At 42.7% G+C, this 16,763-nt stretch carries 15 protein-coding genes and 1 pseudogene; 7 read left to right on the top strand and 9 right to left on the bottom strand.

All coding sequences use genetic code 11. The features are described 5' to 3' along the window. Positions 1-6 precede the first annotated feature (6 nt). The 5 genes and pseudogenes from I3252_RS01895 to pilG form a co-directional block, all read right to left on the bottom strand. Positions 7-981, bottom strand: coding sequence for a CheR family methyltransferase (locus tag I3252_RS01895; protein WP_238034035.1), 975 nt, complete (start codon positions 979-981; stop codon positions 7-9). Positions 982-1,093: 112 nt separating this feature from the next. After that, positions 1,094-2,320, bottom strand: a pseudogene (locus I3252_RS01890) (methyl-accepting chemotaxis protein); the annotation flags it as partial. 363 nt (positions 2,321-2,683) lie between these two features. Then, positions 2,684-3,214, bottom strand: coding sequence for a chemotaxis protein CheW (locus I3252_RS01885; RefSeq protein WP_055124771.1), 531 nt, complete (start codon positions 3,212-3,214; stop codon positions 2,684-2,686). 3 nt (positions 3,215-3,217) lie between these two features. Next, positions 3,218-3,580: a response regulator gene (locus I3252_RS01880; RefSeq protein ID WP_045444033.1), complete on the bottom strand. Its 363-nt coding sequence runs from the start codon at positions 3,578-3,580 to the stop codon at positions 3,218-3,220. A gap of 282 nt (positions 3,581-3,862) precedes the next feature. Beyond that, positions 3,863-4,240 carry a twitching motility response regulator PilG gene (pilG, locus tag I3252_RS01875; protein WP_045453505.1) on the bottom strand — a complete coding sequence of 126 codons (378 nt, stop codon included), beginning with the start codon at positions 4,238-4,240 and terminating at the stop codon, positions 3,863-3,865. Positions 4,241-4,929: 689 nt separating this feature from the next. On the opposite strand from pilG, the gene I3252_RS01870 reads away from it, so the two are divergent. From I3252_RS01870 to I3252_RS01840, 7 genes are all read left to right on the top strand, one after another. Continuing rightward, positions 4,930-6,222, top strand: a complete 1,293-nt coding sequence (locus tag I3252_RS01870) for an HlyD family efflux transporter periplasmic adaptor subunit (RefSeq protein ID WP_238034034.1) — start codon at positions 4,930-4,932, stop codon at positions 6,220-6,222. A 297-nt stretch (positions 6,223-6,519) separates the two neighbouring features. Then, on the top strand, positions 6,520-7,242 hold the full coding sequence (locus tag I3252_RS01865; RefSeq protein ID WP_045444030.1) for a response regulator transcription factor: 723 nt from the start codon (positions 6,520-6,522) through the stop codon (positions 7,240-7,242). A 102-nt stretch (positions 7,243-7,344) separates the two neighbouring features. After that, a complete protein-coding gene (locus tag I3252_RS01860) occupies positions 7,345-9,528 on the top strand; it encodes a sensor histidine kinase (protein ID WP_238034033.1) in 2,184 nt (727 codons plus the stop codon). A gap of 532 nt (positions 9,529-10,060) precedes the next feature. Beyond that, the gene (locus tag I3252_RS01855) at positions 10,061-10,831 is read left to right on the top strand and encodes a methionine ABC transporter ATP-binding protein (protein ID WP_055124775.1); all 771 of its coding nucleotides are present in this window, start codon (positions 10,061-10,063) and stop codon (positions 10,829-10,831) included. A 19-nt stretch (positions 10,832-10,850) separates the two neighbouring features. Continuing rightward, the gene (locus tag I3252_RS01850; RefSeq protein ID WP_060491817.1) at positions 10,851-11,537 is read left to right on the top strand and encodes a methionine ABC transporter permease; all 687 of its coding nucleotides are present in this window, start codon (positions 10,851-10,853) and stop codon (positions 11,535-11,537) included. Positions 11,538-11,755: 218 nt separating this feature from the next. Beyond that, complete coding sequence (locus tag I3252_RS01845) at positions 11,756-12,715, top strand: MetQ/NlpA family ABC transporter substrate-binding protein (protein WP_193009030.1); 960 nt, start codon at positions 11,756-11,758, stop codon at positions 12,713-12,715. A 316-nt stretch (positions 12,716-13,031) separates the two neighbouring features. Beyond that, positions 13,032-13,880, top strand: a complete 849-nt coding sequence (locus tag I3252_RS01840) for an aldo/keto reductase (RefSeq protein ID WP_238034032.1) — start codon at positions 13,032-13,034, stop codon at positions 13,878-13,880. Between the two features lie 105 nt (positions 13,881-13,985). Here I3252_RS01840 and ccmE read toward each other — a convergent pair whose 3' ends face one another. The 4 genes from ccmE to I3252_RS01820 all read right to left on the bottom strand — a co-directional run bounded on the left by ccmE (position 13,986) and on the right by I3252_RS01820 (position 16,710). Continuing rightward, positions 13,986-14,486, bottom strand: a complete 501-nt coding sequence (ccmE, locus tag I3252_RS01835; RefSeq protein ID WP_045453493.1) for a cytochrome c maturation protein CcmE — start codon at positions 14,484-14,486, stop codon at positions 13,986-13,988. A gap of 271 nt (positions 14,487-14,757) precedes the next feature. Continuing rightward, positions 14,758-14,979 carry a heme exporter protein CcmD gene (gene ccmD / locus I3252_RS01830; RefSeq protein ID WP_045444018.1) on the bottom strand — a complete coding sequence of 74 codons (222 nt, stop codon included), beginning with the start codon at positions 14,977-14,979 and terminating at the stop codon, positions 14,758-14,760. A gap of 44 nt (positions 14,980-15,023) precedes the next feature. After that, on the bottom strand, positions 15,024-15,812 hold the full coding sequence (gene ccmC / locus I3252_RS01825) for a heme ABC transporter permease CcmC (RefSeq protein WP_060491821.1): 789 nt from the start codon (positions 15,810-15,812) through the stop codon (positions 15,024-15,026). Positions 15,813-16,053: 241 nt separating this feature from the next. Continuing rightward, positions 16,054-16,710 carry a heme exporter protein CcmB gene (locus I3252_RS01820; RefSeq protein WP_238034120.1) on the bottom strand — a complete coding sequence of 219 codons (657 nt, stop codon included), beginning with the start codon at positions 16,708-16,710 and terminating at the stop codon, positions 16,054-16,056. Between the last annotated feature and the right edge of the window lie 53 nt (positions 16,711-16,763).

Below are 16,763 nucleotides of genomic sequence, written 5' to 3'. Positions count from 1 at the left end.
ACTAATCTAGACATTAATTTTTTGCCACACATTAACCTGTGGGTGCGCAATACGGCGCATATTTGAAGGACGCCAAAACAACGCCTCACCTGGAGCCAATATAATATATCCACCTAACGCACACTGCTCTGATAGCCTTGCCAAAATATCACGCTGATCAAACTTGCGAAAATATAGCAGCATATTTTGACAGATAATGACATGCTGAAGGTGCGAAGTGGGTGGTTTTTGCTCAATAATATTGTGTAAAGCGAAGCTAACATAGCGTCGTAATGTTGGCGCAATCTGCCAGTCGGTCTGAGTGCCAGTCATCGCCTTTTTTGCGGTAGACACCTTATAAAAATGCGATTGACTGATATCACACTTAGCTCGCCATGGCTGAACGAACTGCTGGCACAGGTCTGGAATTAACGACTGCTGCCGCTTATCATACTGCCCTAGTCGTGCTTTTGTAATGGCTTGTTGGCTGACATCTGTACCCAATATCGTATAATTAATCAATTGTTCAGAAGCCAAGCTCATCGCCAATGACCATGTTTCTTGTCCACTGGCACAACCAACACTCCAAATGCGAAATAAATCATTAGCATCATTGTCGTGACCACGATCAGTACTAGTGGCAGTAAGCTGCTGGCGCTGATGCTGTAATGCACTCTTTGTGACAAAATCGATAGAAGGCATATGGCGAAAAAAACGACTTTCGTGAATCAGTACTTTATCCAATAACTGCTGGCGTACTTCATCGTTTTTTGGTAGTTGACACCACAGCTTTTCAACTGTCAATCCATGTGATAATGCCGTGTGTTCAATCGCATTTATCAACCATTGCAGCTGGACATTGGGTAGAACGAAACCAATCTCTTGTTCTATATATCGCTGCCACTGCTGCACATCAAAACTGTCTGCCTGCAGCAAACCCTTAATCAACGAGGGCTTGACTGCTTTAATTAGATTGCTGTCTGGTTGAGTAAAATTATTCACGTCACCTGCTATAGTCACTGCTGCAAATCATCGTACCTGCACAGTATATTATTAACACATTAATTTAAAAACGGTCAGTGGTCTAACACCTACTTGACGTTAACACTTGTCATTACACACTTGCTGATAACGCTTCTTCGGTATCCAACATCTCGTTTTCTAGTAGCTCATCATCGTTCGATACTTTAAAACCAGTGACTGACTCTTGCAATGCTGCAGCCATTTCGCTCAGCTCACCAATAGAGCGTGCGGTTGCCATTGTGCCAGAAGAGGTCTGTGAGGTAATATCTTGAATAATATTCATCGTATGAGAGATGTGACCAGCAGATTCTGCCTGCTGCAAAGCGGCGTTTGAGATGTTTTGAATCAAGTCAGCCAAGGTATTAGAAACGCTCTGCACTTCTTCTAGGGCTTCACCAGCATCTTTTGCCAAACGTGCACCGCGCACAACTTCAGAGGTCGTCGATTCCATTGACATAACTGCTTCGTTGGTATCTGCCTGAATGGTTTTCACCAAGGTTTCAATCTGCTTGGTAGCGTTAGCTGAACGCTCAGCAAGACGTTGGACTTCATCAGCAACGACCGCAAAGCCTCGACCGGCCTCACCTGCCATCGATGCCTGAATAGCAGCATTCAATGCCAAAACGTTGGTCTGGTCAGCAATATCATTAATCAAACCAACGATATCACCAATTTCTTGAGAAGACTCACCCAGACGCTTAATACGTTTTGAGGTCTCTTGAATCTGATCACGAATCACGTTCATACCTTCAATAGAGCGCTGTACAACTTCCGCTCCATTATGAGAGATGGCTACTGAGCGCTGAGCAACAGTCGCTGATTCTGAAGCGTTGTTCGAAACTTGGTCAATCGATACTGTCATCTCATTAATAGCCGCCGATACACCAGCAATTTCTTGTGCTTGGTGCTCAGATGCTTCAGCAAGTTCGACTGCATTCATCTGTGTTTGGTCTGAAGACTGCGAAACGCGGTCAGCCGTGTTGTTAATAACCAAAACCAATTGACGTAATTGGTCAATCGCAAAGTTTACTGAGTCAGCAATTGCCCCAGTAAAATCTTCTGATACGGTGGCATTAACCGTCAAATCACCTTCTGCTAAATCACCCAATTCATCAAGTAAACGTAGAATAGCAATCTGGTTACGTTCGTTTTCTTCTTGAATTTGACGCGCTCGCTCAGATTCCGCTTCTGCTTCCTGACGACGACGCAAGGTTTCTTTTTCAATGAGTAGACGCTCTGATCCCCCACGCTGCTTCAGTAACTGATACAGAGCAAAGAGGATGCCTAATACCCCTACGACAAATATAATCGCTGGTAAAGTAACGGATTGATTAAAATCAGCCAAGTACTGACTTACTGACGATAACGAATTGACCAGCCAAATCAGGCAGGCCACACTTATTAGCACAAAAAACCCTAACAATAACTTCCACTTGCTATTAGCGTCCTTGCCATCTGTTGTATTGTTCGTACCAGCTACAGGTTTCTTTATAACATCACTCATCGTACGTATTCCTTTCAAACAATCATCAAAGTCTCATCGTGACTGACTTTGACAATCTTATTGTTATAAAAACAACAGTGATTAGCAAAGCCTGTATGAATACTGACACCCAACCGTATCATGTCATTCGCTATTATTTCGTCATCGTTATAGCAGCCAGATAGCTGTTATCGACTGCTATATTGCAGCATCGGTATACTGCAGGTCTTGTGCGAGCAGGCTTGGCATAAAAACATACCAATCTTGCTCATTTTTAAAGAACTTACCGTGATTATAAGGAGCAAAGGGCGAATTAGGCTCTATAGCTTCGGCACGGTATTGATCATGCGTAAATTGTTCAATCCCAATAACTTGATCTACTAACAGTCCTGAAAAGAGATTGTCATGTTCAATGACAATGACTTTTCGTTGGCTCATTTGCGTTAAACGACTAGGAACCTGTAGAAACTGAGACAAATCGGTGATTGGCAATAGGCGTCCGCGAATATTGGCGATGCCTAGCATCCAAGGCTTCACTAGAGGCAAGCTGGTATACTCTGGCATGGCCAATACTTCTGATACTTGACCCATCGGTGCAACTAACCGCTGTCCGCCAATCTCGAATACCACACCTTGCCAGTCATACTCTTGTCCACCGCGGCGACCACTTTTGCGCGCGCGTGCCAAGTCTGCTAAACGCAGAAGCTCAATAAACCCTCTGGAAGCCACAATCTACTCCATTACTTTACGGATGATATTAACCAATCCATTTTCATCAACGGGCTTTGCCATATACTCTTTAGCGCCTTGGCGTTTTCCCCAAACTCGATCGGTTTCCTGATTTTTGGTACTGATCATAATCACTGGAATATGCGCGGTGGTTTTACCTCGAGTAATTTTGCGAGTGGCCTGAAAACCGTTCATCTCAGGCATAACCACGTCCATTAAAATGACATCTGGTAAGTGATCAATGGCCATCTGGCAACCTTGCTCACCATTTATGGCTTCTAACACTTTAAAATTATGTCTGGCAAGCATGTCGCGAAATTTCGCCATCTCAGATGGTGAGTCGTCAATGACTAAAACTGTAGTCATAGGAATTTCCTTTATTTTCGAAAGTATCCATAAGGATATGTTGTTATATTATTGAGACAATCCGACTGAAAGTAGCACGCCAACCATAAATGGCAGGGCAACTCTCTTAACAGTTTCGATTAAATATTGAGCCGTTATTAGTAATATTTTATCAATACTAAATCTCTTAACCGTAATGCCTAGCCTAATTTATCTGACTCTATATAAAGCATAGCTGTGCATAAATCATACCAACTTGTAAGACGATATTTAATGATATATCTACAAGCGGACTTATATATATTAGCGGTACTGATTAATTGCCTCGAACAGCTCATCTTTACTAAATGGCTTGGTCAGATACTCATCTGAACCCACGATACGACCACGCGCTTTATCAAATAAGCCATCTTTAGACGACAACATAATCACAGGTTTGCTGGCATAATCAGGGTTGTTTTTTATTAGCGCACAAGTCTGATAGCCATCCAAACGCGGCATCATGATGTCGACAAAAATAATATCTGGATTGTTATCGACAATTTTTGCTAAAGCATCAAAACCATCAATGGCGGTCACAACTTCGCAACCCGCTTTTTGTAATAAAGTCTCTGCGGTACGGCGAATGGTTTTTGAATCATCAATCACCATTACTTTTAAACCATCAAAATTATTTTCCATTATCAGTGTCCTATAAACGACTATTTATTCTTAATACCATCCATCAATGCAAAAATTTAACGATTATTTCAACCTGTCATATCATCCATTATTGGACTGATATGAGACGCTAAATTTGCATTACCATATGTTATGACAGTCGACATATCAGCTGCCAGTATCTGCCTGTCAAACAGAGCGTCAACATGGGCTACTATACGCACTTTCTAATTAATAAGCTTACTAAATTGCGCCAAATCTATGGCTTTTTAGACGACTTATTTTGCTTTTATTATCGTCCACTGCAACCGTATCTGGTCTAAAACAAGGTAAAGTACCTTTTATTACTGATGACCTTGACGATAAAAGAGGTAAGCCCGAAGCAGAAGAAACATCAACCTTATGATATTTCTGCATTATATAGAAACGATGGGCACATTGCTGAATAATTTTCTTTTGTGATAAAAATGTATCATTGTATTTTGTTATGTTTGTTTTAGCACAGTTATCAACTAATTTCCAGTTATGAGTGAGCCAATATTCGAACTGGTCAGTAATATAAAAATATGTTCAGACTAGCTGTCACTCCTACCTTAGCTAATGACTGGATTTAGTAGCCTTAATGTCAGCGGTTTATTAAGTCTTTTGCGCTTATTTCACCCAGTGGCAATTCACTATATAATAAAACGATGACTACTATGGTGACTGCTATGACGGCTTCTAAATTTTTTAAAAATAGCACCTATCTACTGAGTGCTTTTCTTCTTGCTGCCTGTCAGCCATCACCGCCTACCAATGAGCCTGTGACTGCAGAAAACAGTGAGACTGTAGATACCCCTATTGTCATTACCGACGATAGTGTGACCATGACGCCAGATCATATATTGAGCATAAAACCTTCACGTTATCAGCCTAGCCTTGGTTTACAAGGTAAGATCGAACCTATCAAACAGACTAAGCTTATCGCTGCATACCCCATTAACGTCGAAGAAATACTGGTTACTGAGGGTCAATGGGTAGAAAAAGATATGCCGCTGCTTATTGTTCGACGCGTGCAATCAGAAAGCAAAACAGCAGATGCATCTAACCCGGTCAAGGAACAATCTTCGGCATCGAACAGCGTTGTCCCAGATTCTGAGATGACGAACGATGCGGTTGATGTAAAGCAAACACACTCACAAAAAACAGACGCTAGCTCAAAACCCAATCAGCCTACAGCAGAAAATAGCGCAACAACCACTAAAAACGACCCAATTGCTAACAAAGAAGAGGCAGCAGCAAACGCCACAGTGGGCACTCCTAAAAACGCAGTCGGCAACCTTAAAAACAATGACCAAACCAGCGCTAATAGCACGGCGAGCTTAAAACCGCAGCAGAATCAGTATAATTTGGTCACTGTGCGTGCCAGCTTTTCTGGCCGTGTAAAAAACTTATATGCCAAAGCAGGTCAAAGACTAGAGGCGCGCACGCCTTTATTACAGCTTAGCGATGAAACTAAATTACACTTTATCGCGATCCTACCTATCCAAGCAGAACCGCAACTTTCGGTTGGTCAGACTGTCAATTTTACAGCTGAAGGTATGTCGGAACAGTTCACAGGACAAGTCAGTAAACTGACCGCGACCAGCCAGCCGAAAAAGCTGTTGGTCTATGTTAACGTCATTGACAATGAAGCAAGTCGAGACAAGTTATTGCCAGATATGAAAGTCACGGGGCGGGTTAATTATGGTCAAATAGATGTGGGCACTATCGTGCCTAAGCGGGCGTTGCACGATGTTGACTTGACAGAATTACAAACGTCACCATATAAGCCTCTGTCACCGTTGACTGCTAACGTGTGGATTATTGGACAGGATCAGCGCCTGACACGCCAGCCTATTGAAGTAGTCGAATATGACCCTATCACAAAGCAATATTTAATTGCGGGTATTAGCAACGACAGTTTGATTTGTTTGGCTGATTTACCGGCTGATGCTAAAGGTAAAAAAGTCAATGTCTCATAGCTATGCATGCCGACAGTTACATTGTGTAGAAACATTAACAAAGCCTCTCTTGTTTTGTAACTGCGTAATTAGGCAATATGACCATATAATATATAGCATTAACCGAGTATTCTGAATCATTGATATTAAATGATTCAATATCTTGAAAGTTTGAGAAATCTTAAAAAGTTTGAAAATATAGAGGCTTAATCTTTTAACTGTTTGAGATCCTAAAATCAGCGATGTATTTATCGTGATACAAAATATTAAAACAGATGAAACGTTTGGCCAACCATAACAACAACTAGAGGATAACCCATGAGCAAGCAGATTTTATTAATCGAAGATGATCCTGATCTAGCTGAGTTAATCAGCGATTACCTGACCATGAATTATTATGACGTCCATCATGCAGGGCTTGGTCAAGAAGGGCTTGATTTATTGGATGCCAAAGAGCGTGACATTGATTTGGTCGTGCTTGATTTAATGCTGCCTGATATGGATGGTATGCAAGTTTGTCAAAAAATTCGCGGCAATAAAAATAACATGACCAATAAAGTACCTATTATCATGTTGACAGCGAAAGGCGATACCACCGATCGCGTGCTAGGTCTTGAGATGGGTGCTGACGATTATATATCTAAGCCTTTTGAGCCACGTGAGCTTCTCGCTCGAATCCGTGCTGTTATTCGCCGTCATGAGCAGCCCAATCAAGCAGATAGCCAGTCTGATAGCTTGACCTTTGGTCGTTTGAGTGTCTTTCCTGACAGCCATGAAGTGACCATCGACGATGAGCCTGTCCGTTTAACGACGCATCAGTTTCAATTATTGCATTACTTTGCCACCCATTCTGGTAAAGTATTGAATCGCGAGCAACTGTGGCAAGCCATGCCCAATGATGACAGCTCAGATAATATCGATCGCGCCATTGATGTTCATATCTCGCGCTTGCGTGCTTTAATTGAAGACAACCCACGCCAGCCAAAACGTATTATTACGGTACGCGGTGTTGGTTATCAATTTGCCACTGATCAGGTTTAATCACAAAAGCGGCAAATTAATCGATAAAAACCATACTTCTGATTTGTTTATGCAAATTAGAAGTATGAGTGGATATAAACAGCTGATAGTAGAGATGGTTTAATGCAGCAGTTGGGATTTCGTTCGGTATTTGCCAAATTATTTGCCAGTGTCATGCTGGCACTTATTTTATTTGCAGTGGCGATGGTGCTGTTGACGCAACTTGTGCACGATAAAGATGCAAGTATTCGATCAGAAGTATTGGCCACCCAGATTTTAGGACAAATAGACCCTTTCTTGCATGAGCTGAATATCTCTGTTAGCGAGGACAATCGCTTGCAAGCGCGCTTTATGCTAGCAGTGGTCAAAAAGAGCTTTGATATCTTTGATGAGTCATTACAGGCAAAGATGGGCTTGTATGACAGCGAAGGTCGATTGCTAATGCAAACGGATAACAGCGATTTGCCGTTGGAGTTGCCCGCACCGCCCTCTTTATTTTCACGCGTTTTTCCCTCTCTCGCAGACACCTCCCCTACCAAGCAAGCTCAGGTTTATAGCAGCACCGGCTATACGCTTTTGTATGAATCACGCTTACCGCCTAAAAAACCAGTACTCTCTTCTGCGCTGAATTTATTTACTGGCACACTACTGCTGTTACTTATTATGGCAGGTGTCCTATGGTGGATTGCTCGTACCATCACTTGGCGCATCAATCAAATGAGCCAGCAGATGGCGCAACTGGGTGATGGTGATTTTACCGTACGGGTGAATGCTCGTGGTAACGATGAGATCGCCTCACTAGCGCGTGGATTTAACCAAGCAGCACAAAAAATCGAACACCTTATCGATGCCAATAACCTGCTCTTAGCACATGCTTCTCATGAGCTACGTACCCCCATTACTCGTATTCGCTTACAGATTGAGATGATGGATATGCTCGCAGGGGCGCTACCAGCTGATACCAAAGCAAAGTTTGATAAACGTGCGCAAGCGATTAACCGTGATTTGTCAGGGCTCAATGATTTGGTAGAGAGTATCCTACTGGTGAGTCGTTTAGACGCCGGTCATGCATTGCAGCAAGTTGAAAGTTTAGATTTATACGATCTGGTGAATCAAGAGCGGCAACATTATCCTGAAGCGACGCTCATTGGTGAACATATTGTGATCGATGGTCAATCATCAATGTTGACCCATTTGATTCGTAACTTGTTAACTAATGCCATGCTACACGGCAAGCCACCCGTGACGGTACTATTGTATGGTGTGCAAACTATTGATGAAGCAGATACCATACCTGATTACCTGCTACAAACGATACTCTGCAGTAGCTTTGCCGATTATAATAGCTCTGATTTTGACTCCTATCACGAACCAATCGAGGTTAATGAAGACAATACGCATAATCATATTGCGCATAGTCATACACACTCAAACGATTCTTCTCATAGTACTGGTAAAGTTAAATCTGAAGCAACGGATGCTATTATCGTGTTGCCAGCACCACCGATATATAGAAACGGAGAAAATATTGCGGTTGAGCATGATCTCAATTCCGATATTGATACCGATACCAATGTAAATATAGAGACTAAAATAGATAAGGCTGATATTAATAATATCAACGGAGACATTGACTCTATTGAGACCTGTGCGACAACAGAATCTACTGATACGAATAGTGTTCAAACTGACGCAAGTACTTCGGCAAACTCAGTCAACAGTAGCGATACCGTTGGAAGCACCAGTGCGTCCTCATTGATTGCTAATTATCATAACTTTACCAATGATTTGACTGACAAAATTAAAAAGATGGTTTGGAAAGCAGTTCCTGACACTGAAGAGCCGTCTGCAGTTATCAATGACGCTAAGAGTACTGCCTTGAATGATGCAATTCCTAAATCCAAAGGTGCCATAATAAATAAAGGTGGCAATACACGCGATAAGGGTGATGCTCAAAATAACACTCAAAATGCTACAGAAGTACTCAGTACACCGCGCAAAGAAGGCTTGTTTGCCAAGCATCTAAAAAAAACCAAGACCGATCCTGTACGCCCATTACCGAAATATGTAGTATTGGCAGTGATTGATGAAGGCACGGGTATTCCAGAAGACAAACGTGAAGAAGTATTTAGTCCATTTGTGCGGTTGCAACAAAAAAATAAAGGCTCTGGACTAGGCTTATCGCTAGTATCACAAATCGTTACCGCCCATCAAGGGCGCATCATTACTGATACGTTGAATGGACATACCAGGTTTTTAGTTGTTATACCAGTCAAGCACGACCCACATTATCACCAACATGACTAGGGCGTTTCTTCAATTCAATCTATTACTCTTTAAATGGGCTAAATTTTGCCAAACATCGTTAAATAGCTTATCAATATCTCGATATTATTTGCGCTACTTTCCTTGTTTGACGGCAATTTATCTCATGTTTATCACCATTTTTAAAATGAGGACACGACCTAGTCAGCGATGCTATAGTCGATTCAATTTAAAAGTAGTACAAGGCAACCGAGTATAGATGTATATTTAATACCTCAAGCGAGTTAACGCAGTAATACTTTTATAGTGGAATGACTAAATAAGGTGCTATGAACAGACACTTCATTCTACTCGATCGTCGCGACTCACATTCTACAAACCCCCTCTTACTAATAGCTATTAATCATAAGCCTGTCACGGATGTTCATATCCAAAGTGCTCGATAATATGCTATATTAGCGCCCCTTATTATAGGGTTATTAACGGTTGTTTCTTAATTGGCTTCTTACATTGTTAAAGAGGCCCGACAGCGCGTTTGTGACTATTAAAAAAATTATTGAATTTTGAGCCCTCCATGAATGACATGATTGTCTTAAACAATGTGACCAAGAGTTTTTTAAGCGACCGATCAATCAAAGACAAAGATGGCAAACCACATTGGTTTACTGCCGTTGAACCGACCTCGTTATCTGTCCAGCAAGGCGAAATCTTCGGCCTAATGGGATACTCGGGTGCCGGTAAGTCTACTTTGCTACGCCTAATCAATATGCTTGAGCGTCCAGATGCCGGTCAAGTCATCGTCGATGGCACTGACTTGACCACATTGTCTGCCAGTGAATTGCGTATCGCTCGACATAATATTGGTATGATTTTTCAGCAATTTAATCTGATGTCCAATCGTACTGTTTTTGACAATGTGGCCTTTAATTTAACTGTTTCAGGATATCCGAGCCGCGACATTCATAAACGAGTCATGGATTGCCTAGAGATTGTTGATCTAACAGACCGCGCTGGTCACTACCCTGCGCAGCTGTCAGGCGGACAAAAACAGCGTGTCGGTATTGCCCGAGCGATTGCCCCCAGTCCTAAAGTATTATTGGCTGATGAGCCAACCAGTGCGCTTGATCCTGCGACGACTCGCAGCTTGTTGACTTGTCTACGCGATATCAACGAACAACTTGGCGTCACCATTGTGATTGTGACTCATGAGATGAGTGTCATCCGTAGGCTGTGTGATCGCGCCGCATTACTGCATCAAGGTCAACTCTTGGAAGTTGCGGATGTGAGAGACGGTCTGATTCAAGCGACCACCCCGATTGGCAAAGGCTTAGTGCACGAAGACTAATGAGGCAGGAGAAATAAATATGTTAACTGGTAGTGAATTGTCCGCCTCGATAGACAAGCTGTTTGCCCTGCGCAAAGAGATTGTTAACGCGTTTATTGATACATTTATTATGCTTGGCATCTCAACGACGGTGGCCATTGTCATCGGTGGGTTGTTTGGCGTATTTTTGTTTTTATCCAGTGATCGACAGTTTTTGCAAAACAAAACATTGTATGGTCTGCTTGGTGGTATCACCAACTTCATGCGCGCTTTTCCATTTGTCATTTTGATGATTGCCATGAGCCCATTTACGAAGGCTATCGTTGGCACGGGTATTGGACCGATTGCGGCCTCATTGGTACTCGCCATTGCAGGTTCGTTTTATTTTGCCCGTTTGGTTGAGCAAAACTTACGTGAAGTGCCACGCGGTATCATTGAGGCGACCGAGTCTATGGGCGCACGTCCCTTGACCATTATTAAAGTCTTACTCAATGAAGCACGCTCAGGACTGGTATTGTCCGTGACGATTCTCTGTATCAGCCTGCTCTCTTATTCAGCAGCGGCGGGCATGATTGGCGGCGGTGGTCTGGGGGATTTGGCCATTCGTTATGGCTACTATCGTTATCAAACGGAGGTGATGATTTTTATCGTTATTGTCCTATCAATAATGGTCGTATCCATTCAAGCATCAGGTAATTGGTTGGCTAACCGTTTGGATAAACGATAAAAAAAAGACTTAGACAAAGTCAGTTAACGCTAATATGAATAATACTCAGGGTTTAATGCCGATTCATCCTAAGCAAAATGCTTGACTTTGTTACTGAGACCCTTTAATTTTGATACTAACTTAACAGTCGTTAACTTAGCAGCATTACTATCCCTAATGTTGCTTTTTTAATGGCCAGCGTTTGCCCTCCATCCCATCCCTCTTATTAAGGAAGCTCCATGAAATTAACAGATATCAGCCGTCAGTTGGCAACTGCATTTGCTGCCGTTGGCGTATCAAGCCTAGTCTTGGTTGGTTGCAACAACTCATCAGCACCAGAAGCAACTAAAGAGCCTGTTACGGAAGGCTCAACAGCAGAGACTGCCGCTAGCGATATCGATCCTGAGCATACCAAAATCGTCATCGGTACCACCGAAGGTGACTTCGCTGATATGGTGCGTAACCAAGTGAAAAGCTCACTGGAAGCGCAAGGTTACGAAGTTGAGCTGATTGCTTTTACTGACTATGTACGCCCAAACCTTGCCTTGGCTGAAGGTGATTTGGACATCAACATCTTCCAGCATAAGCCTTATCTTGATACCTTCAAAAAAGAAAACAATCTTGATCTGGTAGAAGTTTTCCAAGTACCTACTGCCCCACTTGGCATTTACTCAGGTAAAAAGACCACGCTTGATGATGTCTATAAGGGCATGAGAGTCTCTGCCCCAAATGATCCAAGTAACTTTGCTCGTGCGCTGGTGATGATGGATGATCTTGGCTGGATCACGCTAAAAGACAATATTGACCCACTAACGGCATCAAAAACTGACATCGCTGATAACAGCAAATACGATATTGAAATCATTGAGTTAGAAGCCGCTCAATTGCCACGTGCTCGTGATGAAGTCGACTTTGCCGTCATCAATGGCAACTATGCCACGGATGCTGGTATCAAGCTGACTGAAGCGCTATTTCAAGAGCCTAGCTTTGCTTATGTCAACTGGTCAGCCATCAAATCAGCAGATGCTGGCAAAAAATGGGTCGAAGATGTGACCAATGCATATAACTCAGAAGCCTTTAAAAAGTATGCTCATGAAACTTTCCCTGGTTATAAGTACCCAAAAATCTGGGGCTCTGATCACAGTGCGCACACGGATACCGCAACAAAACCTGCACCTGTAGAAGCTGCTGCTCAGTAAGCTCATAAGCCAAAAGCACTTAAATCCAAAACACTTAAATATCGTCTTCGTCCCGATTGTAAACGCCCATTGCTAGATAGTGATGGGCGTTTTTTATGGACTCAATTTTACGATTTTTATTTTTTAACCGCGCGCTGCTGTCTATCAGTTACTAAAAATGACGTTACAGCCTGTTTGTCCTTTGTAGGAAAGCGTCACGTGCCCTTTTACTTGCCGCCAATTTTTTCTATAGTGGGTAGGTCAAATAGAGAGGGTGATCAGAATATTGATGATTCGATGCTCTATCAATAAATACATAAATAACAAGGATAATAAGATGCGTGCTAAAACTTATAATATTCGTACCGCTGGACAAGCAAATATTCCTGTACTAGGGCTTGGTACATGGCAATCGACCGGTCAAGATTGTGTTGATGTCGTCAGTCAAGCGTTGAAAATGGGTTACGAGCACATCGATACCGCTCAAGCTTATGGTAATGAAAAAGAAGTGGGTCAAGGTATCAAACAATCAGGGGTATCTCGGGATAAGTTCTTTTTGACCACAAAGATTTTTCCTGATGATATGAAGTTTGAGCCTGAGAAATTGATTGCAGCCGCCAAACGCTCTTTAGCAGATTTAGATACTGATTATGTTGATTTGCTACTATTGCACTGGCCAGATGACCGTGTTCCTTTATCTGAAACCATTCCTGCCTTGTGCGAACTACAAAAACAAGGTTTGACGCGCCATATCGGCGTCTCTAACTTTAATATTGCCAATATCATTGAAGCTGAGAAATATGCTGATGTGCCGATTGTGGTCAATCAGGTTGAGTTTCATCCGTTCATCAAGCAAAAAACCTTGCAGACTTTTTTGAATAATCACCACATTCTACTCGAAGCTTATTCACCACTTGCACGCGGGGATGTATTCGATAATGAGATTATTAAAGAAATCGCTGACAAACATAATGTCACGCCAGCACAGATATCATTGGCTTGGATTCTGGCAGACAAGCATCGTATTGCTATCCCAAAGACTGCTAACCCTGACCATTTACAAGGCAATCTAGATGCTATCAATGTGCAATTAAGTGCTTATGAAATTGAGAAAATCAGCAGTTTAGCGCGTGCTGATGGGCGTAAAATTAAGCATCCAGATTACTCGCCTGAATGGGACGACTAAGTTCTTGTAAGAAACTATCGAAACTTATTAGTACCAAAATTCATGTAAAAAAAGAGCCGCTAATAATATGTTAGCGGCTCTTTTACTATGGTATGGATTATATAACTACTGCTGTAGAGTATCCGTCTCATGCACCTTTTCAGCAGGATTATATTGCTCAGAAGGAGGCACTACACCGCTACGGTTGTTTTCTTTCATTGATTTGGCCACTTCTGGCGGCATGTAGTTTTCATCATGCTTCGCCAATACTTCTCCAGCGACAAAAGTATCACCCTGCATCTTACCTGTCGCGACGACGCCTGAGTTTTCAGCAAATAAATCTGGCAAAATACCTTGATAAGTCACAGGTACGGTCGATTGGAAGTCCGTAATAGCAAACTCAACGTTTAGTGGATTGTCTTCTGCGCGCTGGACACTACCCGCAACGACCATACCGCCTGCTCGAATACGCTTATCTTGTGGTGCTTCACCTTGTGCAATCGCGGTAGCATCAAAGTAGTAATCGGTCTGTTGCCCAATGGCATAAAGAACCAATACCACGGCTATCGCCGCTCCTGCAAGCGTAAACATAACCCACATCAGTTTTTTGCGACGAACTGCGTTCATACCACTACCTCATTGATGAGTCACTGTTTTATAAACTATAGTCAATGCCATACAAATATATAAAACAGAAAAATTTGAAGAAACTACCATTAGAAAAACGTTCTAAAAATGTCTTTCTAATCGTACTCTTCTAATGGCTATATGGTAGCATTTTTCGGACAAATCAATAAGCCCTATAACCTCTGTGGCAGTCACCTCTTTATCAAGTGCTAAGTTACAGATTGAGTGGCTAAAAATTAACGGCTAACGTTAGATAGGACGAACCTACTAGTTAATTAGGCTGCTTGGTGACAGGCATGGTTGTTTTAGCAGTACGCTGTGCTTGCCGCGCTTGCTGAATGGTCAACTGCTTGATTAAAGCCTGTCGTTGTCTACGACTGTAAATAACAAACGCCAGCATCATGCCAACGGTAATTGCCCAGCACGACCAAACAAAAACACCATGCTTACCCATGGCAAGAAACTCAGATACGCTATAAAAGTAAGGCTGCATAATATTTTCCTAGCCGTGATTTTTTTTGGCGACAGTCATGACCATCATTTAGCTTGCCCGCGAATGTATTCTTTGACCCACGCTTTGCCTTGATCACGATACAAGATAAGGGTATTGGTACGATAAATCGCTAATGTTGCCACTAATAAATAACTACCAATAATCATCAGTAATAATGGCATCCACATATCTGCTGACATCTTAGGCGCGGCGGTCAAAGTAAAGGTCGAGCCTTGATGCAAGGTGTTCCACCACTGTACCGAGTACTTGATAATGGGTAGATTTACTGCGCCAACAATAGACAAAATGGCGGCGGCTTTACCACGATTGGCAGTATGCTCAAACGCAGCAAATAACGCCATCACGCCCGCATACAGAAACGCCAAAATGAGCATAGAGGTCAAACGTGCATCCCAAACCCAGTAAGTACCCCAAGTGGGTTTCGCCCAAATAGAGCCCGTGATTAAGCTAATCACACAGAGCAAGAATCCTAGCGGAGCAAGCGCCTGTGCCACTAAGCTAGCCGTTTTTATTTTCCAAACCAAAAAAATGACCCCGAGCACTGCTAAGGCAAAATAGATGGAAATAGCGATACTGGCAGCGGGTACGTGGATAAAGATAATGCGGTAGCTATTACCCTGCAGATAATCAGGCGGCGCAAAAGCGAGACCCCAGACACTACCGATCAACAGGCAAATACTGGCTAATATCGCCAGCCACTTGACCCAAGGCGAAAAAATGCGAAAAAACTGCTTGGTACCCACAGTGGTCAAAAAGCCTTGCCAGATGCGCTGCCACAAGCTAGGAGATGAGACGTTATTCAAGTTGGGCATGGGAATAAACCTATTGGCACAGCGTATTGGTTGTAACCGATATAGCGCATCATGGGCGCGACTACCTGTTAACCTGCCGGCGTTAAACACTGGATAAAATCTACAAGTGATTGTTTGCTTAGTTAACTGACTATTATAGCAAAATTGCCAGTTTTCAACATGCTGTTAATACAAAGGTTTTTTATAGGGGTTTTTATTACAAACTCTCAATACAGAGAGTTGTACATAGCTTATGTCGTTTCTAATTCAGCCACGCCATTTTTAACGTCATGGCAATCACCCATGGCATCACCAAAACCGAGATAATACTGCCTGCTAGTAATAAAGCCAGTATCGGTAAACCATTGAGACCAGTGGCAAATAAATCAACCGCTCCTGTGGCAAAAATTAACACTGGTAACTGCATCGGCAAAGCAATCAAAGGCACTAGCACCGCACCATTCTTTAATGACAGCGTCAAACTACTCGCGACCGCTGACAGCATCAAGAGCATCGGACTGCCCGTCACAATAGAAGCCATCAATATCCACGCCTCAAACCAACTAAGCTGAAACAAAGGCACGGCAAGTAAACTAAGCGCTGCCACAATACCACTACTAAAAATCCAATGGATAACCAAACGAATCAACACCCATAAGGGCAATGATGCTTTGGCAACGACCAATTGCGCCAGTGTGCCATTATCAAGGGCAGGCTTAAACAAACCATCGACACCCATGATCAGTGACAATAAAGCAGCAATCCACACCGCCGACACGCCAAGGCGTTGCAATAGCGCAGGCTCGCTACCCACTGCTAGCGGAAATAAGGTGATAATGACCAAAAAAAGCACTAGCGGATAAAGCCACTGCACGGCACCCTGTTGTTTGACTTGCCACTCGCGCCGCCATAGCTGCATAAAGCTGATACCACGCACCGCAGCTAAGTCAGTATTTGAGCTTTTATTCACTG

This window comes from Psychrobacter sp. Ps4 (assembly GCF_022129285.1).
GTDB classification, from domain to species: Bacteria; Pseudomonadota; Gammaproteobacteria; order Pseudomonadales; family Moraxellaceae; genus Psychrobacter; species Psychrobacter immobilis_A.
This window is presented reverse-complemented; position numbering and strand designations above follow the sequence as displayed.